The sequence below is a fragment of the Ralstonia sp. 22086 genome, from assembly GCF_052045975.1.
Lineage (GTDB): Bacteria > Pseudomonadota > Gammaproteobacteria > Burkholderiales > Burkholderiaceae > Ralstonia > Ralstonia wenshanensis.
This window is the reverse complement of record NZ_JBQEPZ010000001.1, coordinates 417765-440232: the sequence shown is the minus strand read 5'-3', so window position 1 is coordinate 440232 and position 22468 is coordinate 417765. Positions and strand designations below refer to the sequence as shown.

Sequence of the window (22468 nt, the reverse complement as noted above, 5' to 3'; positions counted from 1 at the left end):
ATGTAACCTTTCAGGTGCCTTTCAGCACCCCATTCCATCAGAGGGTTGACTCAAGTTTGCGGCACAGCGCAACTCGACGTGGCATTGGCGGCAATCTCGCGCGCGGCCTTGGCGCCCTCGACTTGCAGGATGGTCGGCAGCGATACGCCGTTCTTGGCGGCTGTCACCTCGGCCAGGATCGAGATGGCGATTTCGGGCGGCGTGCGGCTGCCGATGTAAATGCCGACCGGCCCATGCAGGCGCGCCAGCTCGGCATCGCTCAGGTCGAATTCCTTCAGGCGCTCGCGGCGGTTGGCGTTGTTGCGGCGGCTGCCCAGCGCGCCCACGTAGAACGCGGGCGTCTTGAGCGCCTCCATGAGCGCGAGGTCGTCGAGCTTGGGGTCGTGCGTCAGGGCGATGACGGCGCAGCGCTCGTCGAGCTTCATGGCCATCACCGTATCGTCGGGCATGGTGCGGACCATGGCCACGCCCGGGATCGACCATTCCTCGCTGTACTCCTCGCGCGGGTCGCAGACGGTGACCTGGTAATCGAGCCCCACAGCGATCTGGCACAGGTAGCGCGAGAGCTGCCCCGCACCGATGACGAGCATCCGGTAACGCGGCCCGTGAATGGTGACGAGGCGCGCTTCGTCAAACTGCAGGCCGTCGGTGACGGTGGCGTGCTGCAGTGTCGAGGCGCCGGTCGCCATGTCGAGCGTGCGTGCGACGAGCTGACCGGCCTCCACGGCACGCAACAGGGCGTCGATTCCGCTGGAGGCGTTCAGTGGCTCCAGCACGAGCTGCAGCGTGCCGCCGCAGGGCAGCCCGAAGCGATGCGCTTCTTCAGCGCTGATGCCGTATTTGACCGCTTCGGGCTGGGTGTAATGCAGGCCTTCACGGCGCACGCGGTCGATGAGGTCGTCTTCAATGCAGCCGCCCGAAACCGAGCCGATGACGACGCCGTCATCGCGCAGCGCAAGCATTGCGCCTTCGGGCCGCGGCGACGAACCCCACGTTTTGACGACCGTGACGAGCAGCACGCGGCGCCCTTGTTCCAGCCAGCGCACGCTGGTTTTCAAGACTTCGAGATCGACGCTGTCCATGATGCGTTGGCTGCGCTTTCGCGCGCTTGATGGTTCTGTTGCGGGGAATGCACCGATTATGCCCCGTGGTGCAAAAACAGGTAGGCGGCGGCCACGGCCACCAGCGCCACGATGATCCACGGCCATGGGTTCCGCGGCTGCAGCGCGGGGCTGACGTTGGGAGCGGCGCCCGGCGGTGCGCCGTGGGCTTGCAGTTGGCCGGCCGCGAGGTCGGGAATCGCCTGTGTGGCCGGCATGCCGTCGATCGGAGCGGCATGCCCGTCGATGCCAGCCGTATCTGCGGGACCGAACTCTGCCGCAAAACGCTGGAAGAACTCATCGGCCAGCTTGCGTGCGGCACCGTCGACGAGCCGCGAGCCAATTTGGGCAAGCTTGCCGCCCACCTGCGCGGTTGCCGTGTAAGAAAGCCGCGTGACCGTGGGGCCTTCCGGCGTGAGCTGCACTTGCGCGCTGCCTTTGCCGAAACCGGCCGCGCCGCCCTGGCCGTCGAAATGCAACGTGTAGCTACGCGGGGGCGTCACGTCGGCCAGTTCCATGCGTCCCTTGAAGCGCGCCTTGACGGGCCCGACGGCGGCGGTCATGGCGATGTCGTAGGCGGGGTTGGCGCTGCCCTCTGCGGCGGTGATGCTCTCGCAGCCGGGAATGCAGCGTTGCAGCACGGCTGGGTCGTTCAGCGCGTCCCAGGCGGTCTGGAGTGGCACGGGCAGGAGATGGGTCTGGGTCAGTTCCATGGGGCGGTCGATGGGGCTGGGGTTGGGTGGCGGGGGGTACGCGTGCGGCGAGCATGCGCCAGTTCGTGCTCCAGCGCAGTCAGGCTGTCGAAATGGTGCGCAGGCACCATCACATCGACATGCGGCAGGATGGCCCGCACGCCACGTGCCCGCGGCTCGAAGCCGGCAAAGCGCAGCAGCGGATTGAGCCAGACGATGCGATGGGCAAAGCGCGCCAGGCGCGCCATCTCGGTATCGAGCAGCTCGATGTGCTCATGGTCGAGCCCGTCCGTCACGAGCAGGACGGTGGCACGGCCGGATAGCGTGCGGCGCGCCCATTGGCGATTGAACTCCGCCAGCGCTGCGCCGATGCGCGTGCCGCCGGACCAGTCGGGCACAAGCTCGGCGATGGCTTGCACGGCGACATCCGGATCACGCTCGCGCAGTTGCCGCGAGACGTTCGTCAGCCGCGTGCCGAACAGGAAAGCCTGGATACGCTCACGCGACTGCACCAGCGCGTGGCAGTAATACAGCACGGCGCGCGAATAGCGGCTCATCGATCCCGAGATGTCGAGCAGCAGCACCAGCGGCGGCGTGCGGTCGACGGGCTGGCGGTATTTCCAGCCGGTCCATTCGCCGCCGGCGCGCACGGCCTGGCGAGCGGTGGCGCGCAGATCCGGATGGCGCCCGCGCGAAGCGGCCTTCAACCGGCGCGTCCGCTCCTGGGCGAGATGCACGCGCCGGCGGCGGATCATGTGTTGCAGCGTGCGCCATTCGGCCGCGTTGAGCGTGTCGAAGTCACGCGTGCGCAAGGCCTCGTTGGCGGAAAACGCCAGCGGCGCCACGATGTCATGGCGTTCGCCATCGGGCTTCGGGCCGGGCGGCAGGTTGGTCGACGGCTGAGCGCGCAGGGCATCGGCCAGGCGGTTGCTGCGCGCCGCGGGAATGCCGCCGCGGACTTTGGGCAGCAACAGCGCACGCAGCTTGCCTTCCCAATCCGGATCGCGCCAGAACACGTTGAAGGCCGCATCGAACAGCGTGCGCTCGTCGGGGTGAGAGACAAGCAGGGCGGACAGCGCAGCCTTCACGTCGTCGCGGCGGCCGATGTCGATATGGCTCAGGGCTTCGATGGCATCGACCGCGCGCGAGGGCGCAAGCGGCATGCCGGCATTGCGCAGCAGCCGCACGAAATGCGTCACGTTGCGCGCCAGCATCGGGAGCTGCATCGGCACGGTCGCTTGCATGCCTTACTCCGGCAGCGCGGGGGCGGCCAGCAATTGTTCGATGGTCGACATATCGACGCGCGCCAGGTCGTCCTGGTACTTGAGCAGCACGCCCAGCGTGTCCTGCACGGATTGCGGATCCAGCTCCGTCACGTTCAGCGCCGCCAATGCGCGACACCAGTCGATGGCTTCGGCAATACCCGGCGCCTTGAACAGGTCGATGCCGCGCAGGCGGTGCACGAAATCGACCGCACGCTGCTGCAGGCGGGCAGAGGTCTCGGGCGCGCGCTGCGCCACGATCTGCAGCTCCCGTGCCTTATCGGGGTAGCCGATCCATTGATACAGGCAGCGCCGCTTGAGCGCGTCGTGCACCTCGCGCGTGCGGTTGGACGTCATGATGACCAGCGGTATCACCTGCGCGCGCACCGTACCGAATTCCGGAATCGACACCTGGAAGTCGGACAGCAACTCCAGCAGAAACGCCTCGAAGGGTTCATCAGCGCGGTCGATCTCGTCGATCAGCAGAACGCGCGGTGTGTCGGGATGGCGTGGGTCGGGCAGCAGCGCTTGCAGCAGCGGCCGCTTGAGGAGGAATTCGTCGCGGTAGAGCGTGTCGGCGCGGGGCTTCTCACCGGCGGCCTCGGCCAGGCGCAGCGCCATGATCTGGCGCGGGTAATCCCATTCGTAGAGCGCACTGGCGGTGTCGAGCCCCTCGTAACACTGCAGCCGCAGCAGCGACGTGCCGAGCAACCCCGCCGCCGCCTTCGCCAGCTCGGTCTTGCCGACGCCGGGCTCGCCTTCCAGAAACAGCGGCCGCTGCATGCGCAACGCAAGAAACAGGGCCGTGGCCAGCTCTCGGCTGGCGAAATAGCCCTGGCCTTGCAGTTGCGCGATGCAGTTGTCGATGGAATCGACCGGCATGCCGTTCCTTGGGCGTTCGCTCAATGATGGTGCGCCAGTGCCTGTTCGACCGCGCGCGCCGTCAATACCGGAATGAGGTGCGCCCGGTATTCTGGCGAGGCATGCAGATCGCCCACCAGATCATCGGCCGGCACCACCACCTTGCGTGCGGCTTCCGATGTAAAGCTGGCCGTCAGTGCCTGCTCCAGCGGCGTGCAGCGGAACACGCACGGCGCCGCGCCCGTCACCGCCACGCGCACGTGGTTGCCCTTGCGGCTGATGAACACGCCCACCAGCGCAAATCGCGACGCGGGGTTGCGGAATTTCACGTAGGCCGCCTGGTCCGGCACGGGAAACTGCACCTCGGTGATGAGTTCATCCGCAGCCAGCGCGGTCTCGTACATGCCGAGGAAAAAGTCGTCCGCTGCGATGTTGCGCCGCTCGGTGACGACGGTGGCGTTCAGGCCCAGCACCGCAGCCGGGTAGCACGCCGCCGGGTCGTTGTTGGCAAGCGAGCCGCCGAGCGTGCCCATCGCGCGCACTTGGCGGTCTCCGATGCCGCCGGCCAGTTCACCCAGCGCGGGTAGCATGCGGGCGATGTCCGCGTTGTCCGCCACATCGGCATGGCGTGTGGCTGCGCCCACCGTAATCACGCCCGGCTGTGTGCGAATGCCCGACATGCCCGGAATGCGCGTGACATCCACCAGCGTTGACGGCTGCGCCAACCGCAACTTCATCGCCGCAAGCAGGCTCTGACCGCCGCCGAGGTATTTGGCATCGGTGTGCGTCTTCAGCGCGGTCACGGCGGTCTGGGCGTCGGTGGCTTTCTGGTACTCGAAGTCATACATGGTGGGCTCCTTGCCTAGGCCTTGGCCGCTTGAATGGTTTGCCAGACGCGGTGCGGCGTGGCGGGCATCTGGATGTCCTTCACGCCCAGCGGCGCAAGCGCGTCGACGATGGCGTTGATCAGCGCCGGCGGCGAGCCGATCGCCCCGGCCTCGCCGCAGCCTTTGACGCCGAGCGGGTTGTGCGTGCACGGCGTGCCCTTGGCGGTTTCCACCGTAAAGCTGGGCAGGTTGTCTGCGCGAGGCATGGCGTAGTCCATGTACGAGCCTGTCAGCAACTGGCCGTTCTCGTCGTAGACGCAGGCCTCCATCAGCGCCTGTCCGATCCCTTGGCCAAGCCCGCCGTGCACCTGGCCCTCGACAATCATCGGGTTGATGATGTTGCCGAAGTCGTCCACCGCAACGAATCGGTCGATGTGGGTTTCGCCGGTGTCGGGGTCGACTTCCACCTCGCAGATGTACGCGCCGGCCGGGTAGGTGAAGTTGGTCGGATCGTAGAAGGCGTTTTCGTCCAGCCCCGGTTCGAGCTTGTCGAGCGGGTAGTTGTGCGGCACGTAGGCCGTGAGCGCGACTTCGCCAAACGTCTTGGTGCGGTCGGTGCCGGCCACGCGGAAGACGCCATCCTTGAACTCGATGTCTTCCGCCGATGCCTCCAGCAGATGCGCGGCGATCTTCTTGGCCTTGGCCTCGATCTTGTCGAGCGCCTTCATGATGGCCGAGCCGCCCACGGCAATCGACCGCGAGCCGTACGTGCCCATGCCGAACGGGATGCGGCCGGTGTCGCCGTGCACGATCTCGATGTTGTCGATGGGCACGCCCAGCCGATCGGCCACCACTTGCGCGAACGTCGTCTCGTGGCCCTGGCCGTGGCTGTGGGAGCCGGTGAAGACCGTGACGGAGCCCGTTGGGTGCACGCGAATTTCACCAGCTTCGAACAAGCCGGCCCGCGCGCCCAATGCGCCGGCGATGTTCGACGGCGCCAGTCCGCACGCCTCGATGTAGCAGGAGTAGCCCATGCCGCGCAGCCGGCCCTTGGCGCGGGAGGCATCGCGTCGGGCCGCAAATCCTTTTACGTCCGCCAATTCGATGGCGCGGTCCAGGCACGGCTCGTAGTCGCCCGTGTCATACGTCAGGCCGACCGGTGTGGCATACGGGAACGTGCGGATGAAGTTGCGGCGGCGCAGCTCAGCCGGGTCGACCTGCAGTTCGCGCGCAGCCGTCTCAACAAGGCGTTCGACCACATACGTTGCCTCGGGCCGGCCGGCACCGCGATAGGCGTCGACCGGCGCCGTGTTCGTGAACACCGCTTTCACTTCGGCATAGATGGCAGGCGTCTTGTACTGGCCCGCCAGCAACGTCGCATACAGGATGGTCGGCACGCTGCTGGCAAACGTCGACAGATACGCGCCCATGTTGGCCGTGGTGTGCACGCGCATGGCGAGGAAGTTGCCCTGCGCATCGAGCGCCAGTTCCGCATGCGTGACGTGGTCCCGGCCATGCGCATCGGTCAGGAAGGACTCGGAGCGCTCGGCCGTCCACTTGATCGGTCGGCCCACCTTTTTCGATGCCCACGTGAGCGCCACGTCTTCCGGGTACAGGAAGATCTTCGAGCCGAACCCGCCGCCCACGTCCGGCGCAATCACGCGCACCTTGGCTTCGGTCAGGCCCAGCACGAACGCCGACATCAGCAGGCGTTCGACGTGCGGGTTCTGGTTGGCGACGTAGAGCGTGTAGCTGTCGTCCTGACGCGAATAGCTGGCGTTGACGGCGCGTGGCTCGATTGCGTTCGGGATCAGGCGGTTGTTGACGATGTCGAGCTGCGTTACGTGCGCGGCCTTGGCGAAGGCGGCATCCGTGGCGGCTTTGTCGCCGTGGCCCCAGGTGTAGCAGGTGTTGTTCGGCACGTCGTCGTGGACGGCGGTGCCGGCGGTATCTGCGGTGGCGGTGTCCACCACGGCGGGCAGTTCGTCGTATTCCACGTCGATCATCTCGACGGCGTCCTTGGCGATCTTCACCGATTCAGCCACCACCAGCGCGACCTGGTCGCCCACGTGGCGCACCTTGCCTTGCGCGAGCACGGGGTGGGGCGGCTCCTTCATCGGCGTGCCGTCAATGCTGTGGATGAGCCAGCCGCACGGCAGGCCGTTCACCTTGTCGGCAGCCAGGTCGTCGCCCGTGAGCACGGCCAGCACGCCCGGATGCTTGCGTGCGGCATCCGCATTGATGTGTTTGATGCGCGCATGCGCATACGGCGAGCGCAGGAACACCGCGTAGGACTGGTGGGCCTGCACGACATCGTCCGTGTACTGCCCGACGCCTGTCAGGAAGCGGAAGTCTTCCTTGCGCTTGACGGCCGCGCCGATCAGGTGATTGTTGGGTTCTGCGGGAGCGTTCATGGTGGTCTCCTCGCTGGGGTCAGGCGGCGTGGGCGCGCGCCGCGGCCAGGCTTTGCAGCGAGGCATCCTCGCCCTGGGCTTCTGCCATGGCTTCAGCCCCGTGCATCACGGCGCGCACGATGTTGTGATAACCCGTGCAGCGGCACAGGTTGCCGTCGAGCTGCTCGCGCACCGTGTGTTCATCGGGATGCGGATGCTGCGCAACCAGCGCCGTCGCTGCCATCACCATGCCTGGCGTACAGAAGCCGCATTGCAGGCCGTGGCATTGGCGAAAGGCTTCCTGCATCGGGTGCAGCGTGCCGTCCTTCGACAAGCCTTCGATGGTGGTCACCTCGGCGCCGTCAGCCTGCACAGCCAGGATGTTGCAGGACTTCACCGCGCGCCCATTCATATGCACGGTGCAGGCGCCGCATTGCGCGGTATCGCAGCCGACGTGCGTACCGGTCAGGCGCAGTTGCTCGCGCAGCAATTGGACTAGCAAGGTATGGGGTTCGACACTGACGGTGACAGGCGCACCGTTGACCGACAGCTTGAGGCTGATCGCCATGGGAGTCTCCTTGGGGAATGGGCGCCGGTGCCATGCTGCGCGCCTTCGTTGCTGCGAAGATGCGCGCGTGGTCTCGATATCGGTGGTCGCGGCTCTACTCAGTAAAGCACAGGCGAACCAGAAGACAACCGCAGCGCGGTGCGCTGGTCGCAGGAAAAAGGGCGATGCTGCGGCACGCAGACAAACCAAACAAATGCCGCAGAAATGACAAAGGGCCGGAATCCGGCCCTCGATTGGCACCAGGCGGTCATGACCTGGCGGGTGTGGCGGCGGGTGTGATGACACACGGCCGGCGCACGATGCTACTGAGACTGCGAGTACTGCTGACTGCTAGCTTGGGCACACGCCCATCAACAATAGCGTGGCGGGTTAGGCCTTGGCGGTGCGGTGCGTGCCGAACAGGTTCGCAATCGCCGAGAAGAACTGGGCGAACGAGAACGATTGGCCGCTCGGACGGCGATAGTAGTAGATACCTTCGGACATTTCGCGCTCGATCAGTTCGCGTTCGAGTTGATCGGTCAGCTTCAGGTCGTTCGTGTTTTGCATGATTGGCCTCTTAGGGAAATCCCGGTTAGGGAATACCCTGACTATACACCAGATGATGCAATGCACCATACGTAGGCTTACGTATGCACCCCTTTTGCGCCGTCCACCGTTGCTCCCCCACCACGCTTGCGTTGCGCCGCACCAATGTGGTGCGGCCACCGCTTATTTGACTGGAATCGGCTGGCTGGCCGGGATGGGCACCGCCGTCACGCTGTTTTTCGGGCTGCCCGAAATGACCTTGTCCGAATACGTCAGATAGACCAGCACATTGCGCTTGCGATCGACCGTGCGCACGACGTGCAGCGTTTTGAAGACGAGGGACAGGCGCTGCGTGAACATGTCGTCCTGCTGCGGCAGCGGCTTGGCGAAGCTGATCTCGCCGACTTGGCGGCAGGCCACGGCGGCTTCGCTCACGTCTTCGGCCACGCCCAGCGTGCCCTTGATGCCGCCGGTGCGCGCCCGTGAGACATAACAGGTCACGCCCTGAACGAGCGGGTCGTCAAAGGCTTCGATGACGATCTTGTCAGAGCCCGTGATGCGGAAATTGGTGCTGACGCTGCCGATGTCTTCCGCGCGGGAGCATCCAACAGTGCTCAGGGCGAGCGCGGCAATCAAAACGGGGAGTTTGGTGAACGGGCGCATGGCTTTGCGTAGGTAAAAAAAGAGGGTTGTCAGTCAGAGCAGCGATTCGGGCGGCCAAGATGCGGCTGCCTCGTCTACGAAGGTGGGCCGCATATCAGTGTGTTGGCGGGAATGCTCTATGCGGCGGTGCAGGGCGTCCATGAAGACCTTGACCTTGGCGGGCATCAGGCGGCGCCCTGGAAATACGGCATACACGCGCATCGGCGGGGATTGGAAATCCGTCAGCACTTCCTGCAGCGCGCCCGAAGCGATCAGGTCGGTAGCAAACACGGAGGTGATGCGAGCGACACCCAAGCCAGCAATGGCGGCCTGCATGCGCAATTCGCTGTTGGAGGTGCGCATGCGGAAGTCGAGCGGCAGGTTGATCGTCTCGCCGCCGGGCGTGCGGAACTGCCATTCGGCTTCGTTCGAGGTGCCGAGGCAAGGCCAATCGGCGAGCTGATCTGGGTGGGTGAGCGGCCCGAGGCGCTCCAGCAATTGCGGGGCGACGACCACGGCGCGCCGCAAATCAAAGACGCGCTGGGCGACGAGGCCGGAATCGGGCAACGGCCCGCGCGGCACGGTCAGCATGATGTCGTAGCCCTGGGCGAGCGGGTCGATCTGGCGCGGCGCCACGTCCACCTCAATGCGCAGGGCGGCGTGCTCGCGCATGACTTCGAGCACCACCTCTGCGAGCTGCTTGGCGGCAAATTCATATGGCATGGCAATGCGCAAGGTGCCGGCGGGTGACTGGAACGTCGCTGCGGCATCTTCCGACACTTCGCGCAGCCGCTGGAACAATGGACCGGCGTCGCGCAGCAGGGCTTCACCGGCGTCGGTCAGGCGCAGGCGGCGCGTACTGCGCTCGAAAAGGCGGACGCCCATCTTGCCTTCCAGGCGCGACACCGCCGTGCTGACCGACGACTTGGGCAGCCCGAGCCGATCGGCTGCGCGCGTGAAGCTGCCGAGCGTTGCCACCGTGCAGAAAGTGTCCCAGTCGTTCCAGTCCGTCGTTCGCATATTTGAACAATGAATTTGTTGGCAGGCGATTTCCGCCGGTTTCGAGGCAAATTACCATCCCTGCATGAACACGCCAAGCACAGACCACACGGTTTCTTCACCGCCCGCGCCGCGCAAACCGGCCGCCGAATCGACCGTCAGCAGCCGGATGGAATTGCGCATGGTGGGCATGGTGATTGGCCTGGCGACGGGCGTGGACTACATGTCCAACCTGATGTTTTCGATTGCCGGACCGCATATCGAAGGTGGGGTGCTGGCGTCACAGGATGTCTATCTCTGGGCCGTGACGGCGTACGCGGCAGCAGCCAGCCTGGCGATTCTGGTGATGGGTCGGCTGGCCGATCACATGACATACCGGAAGCACACGCTGCTGTCGCTGCTGGTGTTCATTGTCGGCACGCTGATGTGCGCGGCGGCCGAGGGCGGCACGATGCTGATCGTCGGCCGCGCGGTGCAGGGGTTTGGCGGCGGCCCGATGCTGTCCACCTCGCGCATCTTTGTGCAGCACAGCCCAGCGCAGGAACGCCGCACGATGATGAAGGGCATGATCTACGGCATCTTCGGGCTGAGTTGCGTGTCACCGATGCTGTCGGCGGCGCTCACGGAGCAATTTGGCTGGCGCGCCATCTTCGTTGCGCAGTTGCTGGTGGCCGTGGTGGTGTGCGGGCTGGTGGCGGCGTTCTATCCGCATCCGAAACTGCACGAGCGCAAGGGCGATTTCGCCTCGCTCGACTGGCCGTCGGCCATCGCGTTTGGGCTGGCGGCGCTGATTGCGCTGCACGGCTTTCAGCAGGCCCGCTTCATTCACCCCGACGGCTCGCCTGCGCAGGTGGTGCCGATCATTGCGGTGGTGGCGCTCGTCATCTGGGTCGGCATTCGCCAGACGGGCCATCCGCTGCCGTGGGTCGATTTACGAGCCACGCTGCAGCGGCGCTTCCTGATGGGCATGGTGTTCTACGCCATCTATTACATGTTTGCGAGCGCCTGGGGTTTCCTTTCGTCGAGCCTGCTGCAGAACGGTCTGGGTTTCCGCTACGAGACCACCGCGCAGTTGATGAGCCTGGGCGGCCTGGTGACGGTGGTGCTGGGCATCCTGAACTTTCAGTTGACGAACGTGCTGCCGACCAAGCGCGTGCTGATCTCCATCGGCTTTGTGCTGATGGCGACCGCGCTGCTGTGGATGTCGCATGTAGCCATGCCGGGTGCCTCGGTGGGGGCGGTGGTGCCGGGGTTCATGATCGAAGGCATGGTGGGAATGTTTGTGGTGATCCAGGTGGCGGGACTGTCTTACGTGGATTTGCCGGCCAAGGATTTCGGCCATGCCTACCAGTTCAAGGGAATCATGCGGGCCTGGGCGCAGGCGTTTGGGACGATGGGGGCGACGCTGTTGCTGCAGCGCGGGCAGGCGCAGCACCGCACCGACCTGGTCGGGCATGTGAGCGCGCTGACGCCGGCTTGGCAGTGGCCGCATCCGTTGCAGGGTTCGGAGTTGATTCGGATTTCGGCGGAGATCGATCGGCAGGCGACGTTATTGGCGGTGGGGGATTTGTTTGCCTGGGGCGCGGTGGTGGCGTTGGGGTGTGCGGGGGCGATCTGGTTGCAGCGGTCGTTGCGGTGAGGGGTGCTGCGGGCCGGGTGTTTCGTCCCCTGGCGGGGCCGACTTACTTTCTTTGTCTTGCCAAAGAAAGGTAAGCAAAGAAAGGCGCGCCCGATGCGGCGACTTCCTCCTTGGATTTCTGTCGCGGGGAGGGAAGGGAGGCAAACTCGCTGCGCTCAGACAGCCTCCCTTCTTTTCCCTCCCCGCAACAAAAATCCAAGGCGCCGCATAGGGCAAGGTACGGCCACACCATCGTGCGGCACATGCCTCCGCGATGGTCTCGTGGCTTGTCTCAATCCAGCTTCTGTTCCGGCGCTGTGGCCTGCGGCACCTTGCAGTTGAAGGCGGGCGCTTCGTCTTGCAGGTCCAGATGGTTCATCAGCGTGGGTGCTAGGACCTTGAGCACTTGCACCGTCAGTGCGCTGGTGAATTTGTACTTGGCGGCATCGGCCCCGGCCACGTACGCGACGACGGTGCCGAAGTAGCGGTCTCCCAGGTAGAAGACGAAGGCGCCGGAGCGGCTGACGACCCGTTCGGAGATGAGGCCGCCGCCGCGGCTGAACGTTTTGAAGCGGTTGTCGCCGGTGCCGGTTTTACCGCCGATGGCGATGGGTTTGCCGTCCTTCTGGACGAAGGTGCCGGAGATGCGCTTGGCGGTGCCGCCTTCGACGACGCCGGCCAGCGCGGATTTGACCAGGGGCGGAATTTCCGGCGGCAGCACGCGCTCTCCGGCGTTGGGATCGCGGCAGAGCATGACTTCGTAAGGCGTGTTGGCGGCAAAGCGCAGGCGATCGATGCGTACGCTGGGCAGGCGGATGCCGTCGTTTTCGATGATGCCCATCAGCTCCGCCAGCGATGCCGGCCGGTCTGCCGATGCACCGATGGCCGTGCCGTATGACGGCACCAGCGACTCGAACGGATACCCCAGCCGCTTCCACATGGCGTGAATCTGCTGGAACGCTTCAATTTCCAGCATCTGCTTGATGCGCTTGTCTTGCGCGGCCTTGCGGTGCGATTGCAGCAGCCATTTGTAGACGGACAAGCGCTCATCGGCGCTTGCGTCGTTCACCTGCGTGAGGGTGGCTTGTGGGTGGGTGCGCAGATACGCCACCAGCCACAGCTCCAGCGGATGCAGCTTGGCGATGTAGCCGCGGTCGGCCAGGTCGAAACGCTGGACGGAATATTTCTCATACAGGTTGGTGAGTTCGGCCTCATCCAGCTTTGCGCCTGGCAGGTAGCTGCGGATGAACGCAGCGAGTTTTCCTGGCCCGGCCTCCGGGTCGATGCTGCGGTAGATCGTGGCCAGCCGCACCGGCGTGGCGCGCGTGCTTTGCACCAGGATGGCTTCGCGCTCCTTGTCGGTCTTGCCTTTGTATTTGGCGTAGAACCGGCCCATGAAGAGCTTGCCTTCGCGGTCGGCAAAGCGTCGCAGGTAGACCTGCCGCTGTGGGGAATCCGGGTTGGTCAACGCCTCGGCGCCGGCATTGGGCAACTGGTGCTGAAAGTAGCGCGAGATGTCGCGCATGATCCGGACGAAGACAAGGTTGACGGAGTGCTTGAGCCCCTCGCGCACCGTGAAGTTCTGGGTGCCTTCCCATTTCTCGAAGTTTTCGAAGCTCTGCATGCCGCCGCCGGTGGCAAACCATTCGCCAGCGTTGCCGGAGTACTTGCGCTCCATCGATGCATCGAGCATCGCCGCGAGCGACCGGTCTTGCGTGTGGGCGAGGTAATCGACGGCCCAGCGCTCGATCGGGTTCTGCACGGGAATGTTGACCTTGCGCAGCGCCGCAGCAGGCTGGTCGGCATAGCGCTTATGCAGCTCCGCCACGATCTGGAGATACGTCACCAGCGTGCGCAGCTTGGCTGTTGAGCCCAGATCCAGCTTGACGCCTTCGTTGATGTCGAACGGCTTGTCGAACGTGTCGGCCTGCACCAGCACCCGGTTGCCGCCCGGCGCGCGTTCGTAGAGCGTGAAGCTGTACGTCACGCCGCGCGGGTCGCCGCGCTCCAGCATCATGTCGCCGACGAGGCCGGCGGCCTTGGCGTGCGCGGGGTCGCGCAGCTTGCGCAGCTCAGTTGAGATATCGCGCTGCAACGGCGCATCAAGCGTGCTGCTGGCGGTCAGGTCGAGCCGGTCGAGCGCATACATGCGCGAGATGCCGAGCATGCTCGCCAGATTGACGCGTACGGCGTTTGTGCCTTTGTGCTCGATGGGCGGAGGCGGTACGCGCGTGTTCAGTGCCTGCTGCTTGAGCGATTGTGCGATCGCCGCATCGCGCAGCGCTGGCGGAATCACGCCGGATACGGCCAGCACGCGCAGGTAGGCGTTGGTCAAGGTTTCGAGTTCATCGAGGTTCTCAAGGTAATACGACGGCCGCCGCTGCGATACGAGCAGGCTCAACGCCTCCTTGTACGCAAGCGCGCGGTCTGCGAGCGGGGCGGTCGATTGGGCCGAGAGCAACGCATTCACCTGGGCGAAGTCGCGTCCGTACCAGACCCATAGCGCATCGCCAATCCCTTGGATTTCGCCAAACCCGGCGCGCGCGCCCAGCGGCACGGTGTTCAGGTAATCGACCGCGAGCTGGTGGCGCGTGGCGGTGGTGTCTTCTCCGTTCAGGTAGGCACGCGCGGATGCGGAGAACATCTGGCGCAGCTTTTCGCTGGGGGAATCAGTGCGGCCCTCTGGCGAGTGGCGGTACTTCTCGATTTGCGTGGCGAGCGTGCTGCCGCCAGGCGATTCATGCGCCGGGTTCACGACGTGCAGGGCGCGGTCCCACACGGCGCGTGCCAGGCGTGACCACTCCACGGCCGGGTTGCGCTTGGGGTATTCCGTCTGCAGCAGGGTGCGGTTTTCAATTGCGAGCAGCGAGTTGACGAGCAGCGGCGGTACCGACGCGAAACTGTCATACACACGTTCGGGGTGCCGCACGCGGTAGATCGGTCGGCCATCATCGTCCAGCAATTCCAGGCCGGCCTGGTCTTTCTCGCGATAAGGCGGGTTCATGCCGCTGTCCATTCGCGCGACCATCTCTTTGGATGGCACAGCCTGCTGGGCAACGATGTAGCCGCGCGAGCGCAGGCGGTCTAGAAAGGTTGGAAGGTCGTGATAACCGAGCCGCTGGTCATACGGGCCGGAGCTCGGGTAGCGGGCCGACGTGTTTGGCCCCGGCTTGACGGGAAAGGTTTGCGATTGCGCCAGATGCGCGAAGTAGCGGGCTTGCCAGGCGGAGGTGCGGAATTCGTGAGCGACCAGCAAGGCGCCCACCGCAAGCACCAGCGCCACGACGAGGGCCAACTTGATGATGATGGGGCGGCGTATTCTTTTCACTCGCTTGCGCTCCAATCGCAGGCGAACGTGCGCCTTGCTTCAATCTAGCCCATGCGGCCGTCGTGTCCAGCGGCTTGTAACTTTGGTGCCACCATTGCAAGCCTTACGAGGGCGCGTAATACGGGATCTTCTGCTCGTCATACAACCGATACGTCAGCGCCAGCATGGCCTGGATGTCTTCAGACTCGTCGAGCAGGCGCGTGCTGAAGATAATGGGCGAGACCAATTGCGGATCGTCGAGTTCCATGTAGCAGACATCTTCCCGCCGCAAGCCCGCCACACTGCGCGGCACCACCGACACACCTTCGCCCGCGGCGACCAGTCCCAGGGCAATTTGCAATTCCCGTGCCTCGTAAATCTTGCTGGGTTCGAGCGCGCGATCGTGGAAGAGGGCGAGCACTTGGTCCGCATAGCTAGGACGCGGCGCGCGCGGGTAGATGATGAGCGTGTCGCCGACAAGGTCGCGCAGGGATACCGTCGGTCTGCCGTCCAGCAGGGCATGGCCTGATGGCAGCGCGACGATCAATCGCTCATCGCGCAGGAGGATGCGCCGCACGTTCGGGTCTTCGTAACGGATGCGGCCGAAGCCGACGTCGATGCGGCCGTCCTTGAGCGCCTGGATCTGGTCCATGGTCGTCATCTCGTGCATGGTCAGATCGACCATGGGGTACTCCGCCCGAAAGCGCCGGATGACCTTTGGCAGCATCCCGTACAGCGTTGAAGCCACGAAGCCGACGGACATGCGCCGCTCGATCTGGCCGACGCGTTGCGTCATCGAGGCAAGTTCCGCCGTCTGTGCGAGCAACTGCCGCGCGTGCGCGTGGAAAAAGCGGCCGGCTTCGGTCAGCTTGAGCGGGCGGCTGCCGCGCTCGAACAGCAGCACGCCGACTTCCTCTTCCAGTTGCTGAATCTGCCGCGACAGCGGGGGCTGCGCGATGTGCAGCCGTTCAGCGGCACGCGTGAAGTTCAGCTCTTCAGCAACCGCGACGAAATAGCGAAGATGGCGTAGCTCCATTTTTATACCCGTCAGGTATGAAGCCGATACTAAATCGGTGTTGGACGTGACAATTTGCGCTGCGTAATCTGGTTTCCACGTTGATAGCAGTTCTTCTGATACCTGGAAAACATGATTCGCTCGATCGAGGCCATTCTAGTGGATGTGCCCACCATCCGTCCGCACAAACTGTCCGTCGCCACCATGCACACGCAGACGCTCGTCCTCGTGCATGTGTGCTGTGAAGACGGCATCGAAGGCTGGGGCGAGGCCACCACCATTGGCGGTCTCAACTACGGCGAAGAGAGCCCCGAGAGCATCAAGGTCAACATCGACACGCACATTGCGCCGCTGCTGATCGGCATGGAGGCGCGCAACGTGGCGGCCGCCATGGCCAAGGTGCGCAAGACCATCCAGGGCAACCGCTTTGCCAAGTGCGCGTTGGAAACGGCGTTGCTCGATGCGCAGGCCCGCCGGCTTGGCGTGCCGCTGTCTGAGCTGCTGGGCGGCCGGCTGCGAGATGCGCTGCCGGTGGCCTGGACGCTCGCCAGCGGCGACACCAAGAAAGACATTGCCGAGGCAGAAGCGATGCTTGCCGAGCGCCGTCACCGCATCTTCAAGCTGAAGATCGGTCTGCGCGCGGTGGCTGACGATGTGGCGCACGTACTGGCGATCAAGCATGCACTGGGCGACGCCGTGAGCGTGCGCGTGGACGTCAACCAGGCCTGGAGCGAGCTTGACGCCGCCAACGGCATCGCCGCGTTGCAGGCCGGCGGCATCGACCTGATCGAGCAACCGGTGCGCGCGGAAAGCCGCGCCGCGCTCGAGCGCCTCGCCCGCCAGTTCGCGGTGCCGATGATGGCCGACGAAGCACTGCATGGTCCGCTGGATGCATTTGAGTTGGCCTGTTCTGCCAGCGCCGACGTCTTCGCCGTGAAGATCGCGCAATCCGGTGGTCTCGTGCCGGCGATGCAGGTCGCCGCCATCGCGCAGCTTGCGGGCATCGGCCTGTACGGCGGAACGATGCTCGAAGGGGCGGTTGGCACGGCGGCGTCAGCCCACGTGTTTTCCACCTTTGGCGAGCTGCAGTTCGGCACCGAGCTGTTCGGCCCCTTGTTGCTGACGCAGGAACTGCTGACCGAGCCGCTGCAATACCGCGATTTCATGTTGCAGGTGCCAACCGGCCCCGGCCTGGGCATCCAGATCGATCGCGACAAGCTGGCGCGCCTGCGCCGCCAATGAGAACAACCAGACCAAGACACCCCACCAAGGAGACCACGATGCTGTTCCACGTCCGCATGGATGTCCGCCTGCCGGCCGACATGCCCGCCGATGTCGCCAACGAGATCAAGGCGCGCGAGAAGGCCTATTCGCAGGACCTGCAGCGCAGCGGCAAGTGGCGCCACATCTGGCGCCTGGTTGGCGAGTACGCGAACGTCAGCGTCTTCGACGTGCAGAGCAATGCAGAACTGCACGACATCCTGACGGCGCTCCCGCTGTTTCCGTACATGGAGATTTCGGTGACACCGATGTGCCGCCACCCGTCGTCAGTGCACAGCAAGGACGATTGAGATCGCGCCTGACACATTCCACATTCCCCCAGAAAGCCACGAGGAGACACCCATCATGAACGCGCGCGTATTCGAAACGAAAGAAGTGCAGGACCTGCTGAAGGCCGCCACCAACCTGGACGGCAAAGAGGGCAACGCCCGCCTGAAGCAGATCACCCACCGTTTGCTGGCCGACCTGTTCAAGGCCATCGACGACCTCGACATCACGCCAGATGAAGTCTGGGCGGGCATCAATTACCTGAACAAGCTCGGCCAGGACGGCGAAGCCGCATTGCTGGCGGCCGGCGTGGGCCTGGAGAAGTATCTCGATATCCGTATGGACGCTGCGGACGAGGCCCTTGGCATCAACGGCGGTACGCCGCGCACGATCGAGGGCCCGCTGTACGTTGCCGGCACGACGGTGCGCGATGGCGTGTCCAGGATTGACATCGATCCGGACCCGGCGGCAGGCCCGCTCGTCATTCACGGCACGGTGACGGGGCCGGAGGGCAAGCCGGTGGCCGGCGCCGTGGTCGAGTGCTGGCACGCAAACTCGAACGGCTTCTATTCGCATTTCGATCCGACCGGTGCGCAGAGCCCGTTCAACCTGCGCGGCGCGGTCAGGACCGGTGCCGATGGCAAATATGAATTCCGCACGCTCATGCCAGTGGGCTACGGCTGCCCGCCGCAAGGTGCTACGCAGCAACTGCTGAACGGGCTTGCCCGCCACGGCAACCGGCCGGCGCATGTGCACTTCTTCGTCACGAGCAATGGCCACCGCAAGCTGACGACGCAATTCAATATCGAAGGCGATCCGCTGATCTGGGACGACTTCGCCTACGCCACCCGCGAAGAGCTGATTCCGCACGTGGTGGAGAAAACGGGCGGTGCGGCGCTGGGCCTGAAAGGCGATACGTACAAGGACATCGAATTCAATGTCGTCCTGACGCCGCTGGTTCAGGGCAAGGACAACCAGCGCGTGAACCGCCTGCGCGCTTCGGCAGAGGCTTGAGGCCGAGTGCCTCACCGTGGAGACGACCATGTCCGCCTTGATTGATAAAGCCAGCGAACTGGACCAACTGCTGTCAACCGCTGTGGTGGATGACGAAGAGGCCGGCATTTTCCGCTGCCGCCGCGACATCTTCACCAACCCCGATTTGTTCGAGCTGGAGATGAAGCACATCTTCGAGAACAACTGGGTGTATCTGGCGCACGAAAGCCAGGTTCCGAACAACAACGATTACTACACCACGTGGATCGGCCGCCAGCCGATCGTCATCACCCGCGACAAGACCGGGGAGCTGCATGCGGTCATCAACGCATGTGCGCACAAGGGCGCGATGCTGTGTCGTCGCAAGCATGGCAACAAGGGCAGCTTCACGTGCCCGTTCCATGGCTGGACGTTCTCCAACACCGGCAAGCTGCTCAAGGTGAAGGACGAAAAGACCACCGAGTATCCGGTGCAGTTCAACACGCACGCCTCGCATGATCTGAAGAAGGTCGCTCGGTTCGAGAACTATCGTGGCTTCCTGTTCGGCAGCCTCAATGCCGATGTGCAGCCGCTTGAGGCGTACCTTGGCGAAGCGCGTGTGATCATCGACCAGATCGTCAATCAGTCGCCCGACGGCCTGGAAGTACTGCGCGGCAATTCTTCCTACGTGTATGACGGCAACTGGAAGATGCAGATGGAGAACGGCTGCGACGGCTACCACGTCAGCACGGTGCACTGGAATTACGCCGCCACGATGGGGCGACGCAAGGAAGGCGGCACGCAGGCGGTGGATGCGAACAGCTGGAGCAAGTCGGTGGCGGGCGTCTATGGGTTCGAGCACGGCCACATCTTGCTGTGGACGCAGACGATGAATCCGGAGGTGCGGCCCGTCTATGCGCACCGCGAAGAAATCAAGGCACGCGTGGGTGAAACCCAAACGGACTTCATCGTCAACCAGACCCGCAATCTGTGCCTGTATCCGAACGTGTTTTTGATGGATCAGTTCAGCACGCAGATTCGCGTGGTACGGCCGATCAGCGTCGACAAGACCGAGGTCTCGATCTTCTGTTTCGCGCCGAAGGGCGAAAGCGCAACGGACCGCGCAACGCGCATCCGCCAGTACGAGGACTTCTTCAACGTTACCGGCATGGGCACCGCCGATGACCTGGAAGAATTCCGTGCCTGCCAGAACGGCTACGCCGGCACCACCGCGCTGTGGAACGACCTGTCGCGCGGGGCGCCGCTGTGGATTCACGGCCCCGACGAGAACGCAACGAAGATGGGATTGAAGCCGCTCATCTCGGGTGAGCGCAGTGAAGACGAAGGCTTGTTCGTCTGCCAGCACGAATATTGGGTGCGCGTCATGCGCGAGGCGCTCAAGCAGGAATGCGAAGGGGTGCCGGCATGAGCATGGATTACCAGAACATCTGCGCTGCCCTGTACCGCGAGGCGCGACTGCTTGATGACCGCGATTGGGACGCGTGGCTCGAGTGCTACGCAGAAGACGTCACCTACTGGATGCCCGCATGGGATGACGACGACCAGTTGACCGACGACCCGCAGAGCCAGATCTCGTTGATGTACTACGCCAATCGCTGCGGGCTGGAAGATCGCGTCTTCCGCATCAAGACCGAGCGCAGCGGGGCTTCCACGCCGGAGCCGAGAACCAGCCACACGGTCGCCAATGTTGAAGTTGTGGCCGAACGCGGCGATGAAGTCGACGTGCGCTACAACTTCCACACGCTCAGCCATCGGTACAAAACCACCGATCACTTCTTCGGCACGATGTTCGTCACCCTGCGCCGCGCGGGCGATGGCTTCCTGATCGCATCCAAGAAGATCGTGCTGAAGAACGACTACATCCGGCAGGTGCTCGACGTTTATCACGTCTGATTTGCACCCACGTATAGGACACGCACAAGAGGCAGCGGAGGTATTCCATGTCCAGTTTCACAGTCGCATTGAACTTCGAGGACGGCGTGACCCGTTTCATCGATTGCAAAGCGGGCGAGAAGGTGCTCGATGCCGCCTTCCGCGCGAAGATCAACCTGCCCATGGATTGCTCCGATGGTGTGTGCGGAACCTGCAAGTGCCGCGCCGAGAGCGGAAGTTACGACCTCGGCGACGATTACATTGACGATGCCCTGACCGAAGACGAGAAGAACACGGGCCTCGTCCTGACGTGCCAGATGGTGCCGCAAAGCGATTGCGTGATCGCGGTGCCGACCACATCGACCAGCTGCAAGACTGGTCAGAGCAGCTTCGGGACAACGGTGTCGAAAGTCGAGTTGCACAACGACGCAGCCGTCGTGCTGGAACTGGACGTGGATGCCACTGCGCCGGTGTTTCTTCCTGGCCAGTACGTCAACATCGGCGTACCGGGCACCGGCCAGCACCGCTCGTATTCGTTCTCATCCGCCCCCGGAGAATCGAAGATCAGCTTCCTCATCAAGAAGATTCCCGGCGGCGTGATGAGCCGTTGGCTGGAAACCGCGCAGCCCGGCGACAAGCTCGATCTGCACGGGCCGCTGGGCAGCTTCTATCTGCGCAATGTGCAGCGGCCGCTGTTGTTCCTTGCTGGCGGCACGGGGCTCGCTCCGTTCCTGTCGATGCTTGAAGTGCTGGCACGTGCGAACTCGCAGCAGAAGGTGCACCTGATTTATGGCGTCACCCGTGACCTCGACCTGGTGCAGGTCGACGCGCTTGAAGCCTATGCAGCGCGGTTGCCGAATTTCAGCTACGCCACGGTCGTGGCTGACGCCGCGTCGAATCATCCGCGCAAGGGTTGGGTGACGCAGCACGTGCCGGCCGATGCCCTGAACGATGGCGACGTGGATGTCTATCTGTGCGGGCCGCCCCCGATGGTCGATGCCGTGCGCAAGTACTTTGACGACACGAGCGTGAAGCCCAACAGCTTCTACTACGAGAAATTCACACCCAATGCAGTACCGGAGGCGAAGGCGGCATGAGCATGCAACGATTCTCAGGCAAGACCGTCGTCGTGACGGGCGCGGCCCAAGGTATCGGGCGCGGCGTGGCATTGGCGGTGGCCGAAGAGGGCGCCCAGGTGCTGCTGGTGGACCGGGCGGAGCTGGTCTACGAAGTACAGGCCGAGATTGCCGCAGCGGGCGGCCGAGCCCTCGCCACCACCGCCGATCTGGAGACCTACACCGGCGCGCAACACGCCGTGCAGGCCGCGCTCGATGCGTTCGGCGGCATCGACGTGCTCATCAACAACGTCGGCGGCACGATCTGGGCGAAGCCGTATCAGCACTATGAAGAAGCGCAGATCGAGGCGGAGATCCGCCGCTCGCTGTTCCCCACGCTGTGGTGCTGCCGCGCCGTGCTGCCGCACATGGTGGAGCGCCAGCGGGGCGTGATCGTCAACGTGTCGTCGATTGCCACGCGCGGTATCTATCGGATTCCGTATTCGGCGGCCAAGGGCGGCGTGAATGCGCTGACGGCCAGCCTGGCGTTGGAGCACGCGCAGGACAACATCCGCGTCAACGCCGTCGCCACGGGCGGCACCGAAGCGCCGCCACGCAAAATCCCGCGCAACACGGCGCCCATGTCGGAGCAGGAAGCCACTTGGTACCAGGGCATCGTTGACCAGACCATCGCCAGCAGCCTGATGCACCGCTATGGAACGATCGACGAGCAGGTGCGAGCGATCCTGTTTTTGGCGTCGGACGAGGCTTCTTACATCACCGGGACGGTGTTGCCGGTGGGCGGTGGAGATCTGGGCTAGGCGCACCGTCGAACGCCCCAAAACAAAAACGGCGCCGATGCGCCGTTCTTTTTACGTGTCTTTGCGGCATGGCCGAACATTCGGCCGCGGCATTCAGCCCAGGTACGAACCGGACTTGCCAACCACTTCTGCATACACCAGGTTGTCATCCCAACCGTTGCGGAAAAAATTGATGACTGCGCGCAGCAGCGACGTACGGTTGGTGGCCTGAACTTGGATGTCGCCGGCGAACTTGGGGGTGAAATAGGCTTGCTGGACCATGATGTTTTCTCTCGGTGTGTTATCTAGGGTTTTCCCGAGTATAGGGTTATCCCTAGGCCTGAGCAATGATGCAAAGCAAACCTGCGGTCCATTCTGAATATCACTCCAG

At 64.1% G+C, this 22468-nt stretch carries 21 protein-coding genes; 8 read left to right on the top strand and 13 right to left on the bottom strand.

Annotated features, from left to right (window positions below):
* Positions 1-50: 50 nt before the first annotated feature.
* From ACTJK6_RS02035 to ACTJK6_RS01990, 10 genes are all read right to left on the bottom strand, one after another.
* Entirely contained in the window at positions 51-1082 is a 1032-nt protein-coding gene (locus ACTJK6_RS02035; protein WP_260774515.1) for an XdhC family protein, read from the bottom strand.
* A gap of 56 nt (positions 1083-1138) precedes the next feature.
* Complete coding sequence (locus ACTJK6_RS02030) at positions 1139-1813, bottom strand: SRPBCC family protein (RefSeq protein WP_440838224.1); 675 nt, start codon at positions 1811-1813, stop codon at positions 1139-1141.
* Positions 1804-3036: a vWA domain-containing protein gene (locus ACTJK6_RS02025; protein WP_440838223.1), complete on the bottom strand. Its 1233-nt coding sequence runs from the start codon at positions 3034-3036 to the stop codon at positions 1804-1806. Before ACTJK6_RS02025 ends, ACTJK6_RS02030 begins: the two co-directional genes overlap by 10 nt.
* A gap of 3 nt (positions 3037-3039) precedes the next feature.
* Positions 3040-3936, bottom strand: a complete 897-nt coding sequence (locus ACTJK6_RS02020; protein WP_260802496.1) for an AAA family ATPase — start codon at positions 3934-3936, stop codon at positions 3040-3042.
* Between the two features lie 20 nt (positions 3937-3956).
* The gene (locus ACTJK6_RS02015; protein WP_440838222.1) at positions 3957-4763 is read right to left on the bottom strand and encodes an FAD binding domain-containing protein; all 807 of its coding nucleotides are present in this window, start codon (positions 4761-4763) and stop codon (positions 3957-3959) included.
* Positions 4764-4777: 14 nt separating this feature from the next.
* Positions 4778-7156 carry a xanthine dehydrogenase family protein molybdopterin-binding subunit gene (locus ACTJK6_RS02010; protein WP_440838221.1) on the bottom strand — a complete coding sequence of 793 codons (2379 nt, stop codon included), beginning with the start codon at positions 7154-7156 and terminating at the stop codon, positions 4778-4780.
* A gap of 19 nt (positions 7157-7175) precedes the next feature.
* Positions 7176-7703: a (2Fe-2S)-binding protein gene (locus ACTJK6_RS02005; RefSeq protein ID WP_260802494.1), complete on the bottom strand. Its 528-nt coding sequence runs from the start codon at positions 7701-7703 to the stop codon at positions 7176-7178.
* Between the two features lie 369 nt (positions 7704-8072).
* Positions 8073-8249, bottom strand: a complete 177-nt coding sequence (locus ACTJK6_RS02000) for a hypothetical protein (RefSeq protein ID WP_009238172.1) — start codon at positions 8247-8249, stop codon at positions 8073-8075.
* 162 nt (positions 8250-8411) lie between these two features.
* On the bottom strand, positions 8412-8891 hold the full coding sequence (locus ACTJK6_RS01995) for a CreA family protein (RefSeq protein ID WP_440838220.1): 480 nt from the start codon (positions 8889-8891) through the stop codon (positions 8412-8414).
* A gap of 33 nt (positions 8892-8924) precedes the next feature.
* Positions 8925-9890, bottom strand: a complete 966-nt coding sequence (locus ACTJK6_RS01990) for a LysR family transcriptional regulator (RefSeq protein ID WP_232042796.1) — start codon at positions 9888-9890, stop codon at positions 8925-8927.
* Between the two features lie 64 nt (positions 9891-9954).
* On the opposite strand from ACTJK6_RS01990, the gene ACTJK6_RS01985 reads away from it, so the two are divergent.
* Entirely contained in the window at positions 9955-11508 is a 1554-nt protein-coding gene (locus ACTJK6_RS01985; RefSeq protein WP_440838219.1) for an MFS transporter, read from the top strand.
* A 271-nt stretch (positions 11509-11779) separates the two neighbouring features.
* Here the strand turns inward: ACTJK6_RS01985 and ACTJK6_RS01980 are convergent, their stop codons facing one another.
* Positions 11780-14815 carry a transglycosylase domain-containing protein gene (locus ACTJK6_RS01980; RefSeq protein WP_440838218.1) on the bottom strand — a complete coding sequence of 1012 codons (3036 nt, stop codon included), beginning with the start codon at positions 14813-14815 and terminating at the stop codon, positions 11780-11782.
* A gap of 103 nt (positions 14816-14918) precedes the next feature.
* Entirely contained in the window at positions 14919-15830 is a 912-nt protein-coding gene (locus ACTJK6_RS01975) for a LysR family transcriptional regulator (protein WP_414560632.1), read from the bottom strand.
* A gap of 111 nt (positions 15831-15941) precedes the next feature.
* On the opposite strand from ACTJK6_RS01975, the gene ACTJK6_RS01970 reads away from it, so the two are divergent.
* From ACTJK6_RS01970 to ACTJK6_RS01940, 7 genes are read left to right on the top strand one after another with little or no spacing between them, the layout of a single operon-like run.
* Positions 15942-17051 (top strand): muconate/chloromuconate family cycloisomerase, encoded by a 1110-nt coding sequence (locus ACTJK6_RS01970; protein WP_322016687.1) that lies wholly within the window; start codon positions 15942-15944, stop codon positions 17049-17051.
* Positions 17052-17089: 38 nt separating this feature from the next.
* A complete protein-coding gene (catC, locus tag ACTJK6_RS01965) occupies positions 17090-17380 on the top strand; it encodes a muconolactone Delta-isomerase (RefSeq protein ID WP_232042801.1) in 291 nt (96 codons plus the stop codon).
* 55 nt (positions 17381-17435) lie between these two features.
* The gene (gene catA / locus ACTJK6_RS01960) at positions 17436-18371 is read left to right on the top strand and encodes a catechol 1,2-dioxygenase (protein ID WP_440075922.1); all 936 of its coding nucleotides are present in this window, start codon (positions 17436-17438) and stop codon (positions 18369-18371) included.
* Between the two features lie 28 nt (positions 18372-18399).
* A complete protein-coding gene (locus ACTJK6_RS01955) occupies positions 18400-19758 on the top strand; it encodes a Rieske 2Fe-2S domain-containing protein (protein WP_440838217.1) in 1359 nt (452 codons plus the stop codon).
* Positions 19755-20243 (top strand): benzoate 1,2-dioxygenase small subunit, encoded by a 489-nt coding sequence (gene benB / locus ACTJK6_RS01950; protein WP_260802487.1) that lies wholly within the window; start codon positions 19755-19757, stop codon positions 20241-20243. Before ACTJK6_RS01955 ends, benB begins: the two co-directional genes overlap by 4 nt.
* Positions 20244-20290: 47 nt before the next feature.
* Positions 20291-21319 carry a benzoate 1,2-dioxygenase electron transfer component BenC gene (gene benC, locus ACTJK6_RS01945; protein WP_440838216.1) on the top strand — a complete coding sequence of 343 codons (1029 nt, stop codon included), beginning with the start codon at positions 20291-20293 and terminating at the stop codon, positions 21317-21319.
* Positions 21316-22098: a 1,6-dihydroxycyclohexa-2,4-diene-1-carboxylate dehydrogenase gene (locus ACTJK6_RS01940; protein WP_260802485.1), complete on the top strand. Its 783-nt coding sequence runs from the start codon at positions 21316-21318 to the stop codon at positions 22096-22098. The genes benC and ACTJK6_RS01940 overlap by 4 nt, the downstream gene beginning before the upstream one ends.
* A 93-nt stretch (positions 22099-22191) precedes the next feature.
* Here the strand turns inward: ACTJK6_RS01940 and ACTJK6_RS01935 are convergent, their stop codons facing one another.
* Entirely contained in the window at positions 22192-22359 is a 168-nt protein-coding gene (locus ACTJK6_RS01935) for a hypothetical protein (RefSeq protein WP_232042807.1), read from the bottom strand.
* Positions 22360-22468 lie beyond the last annotated feature (109 nt).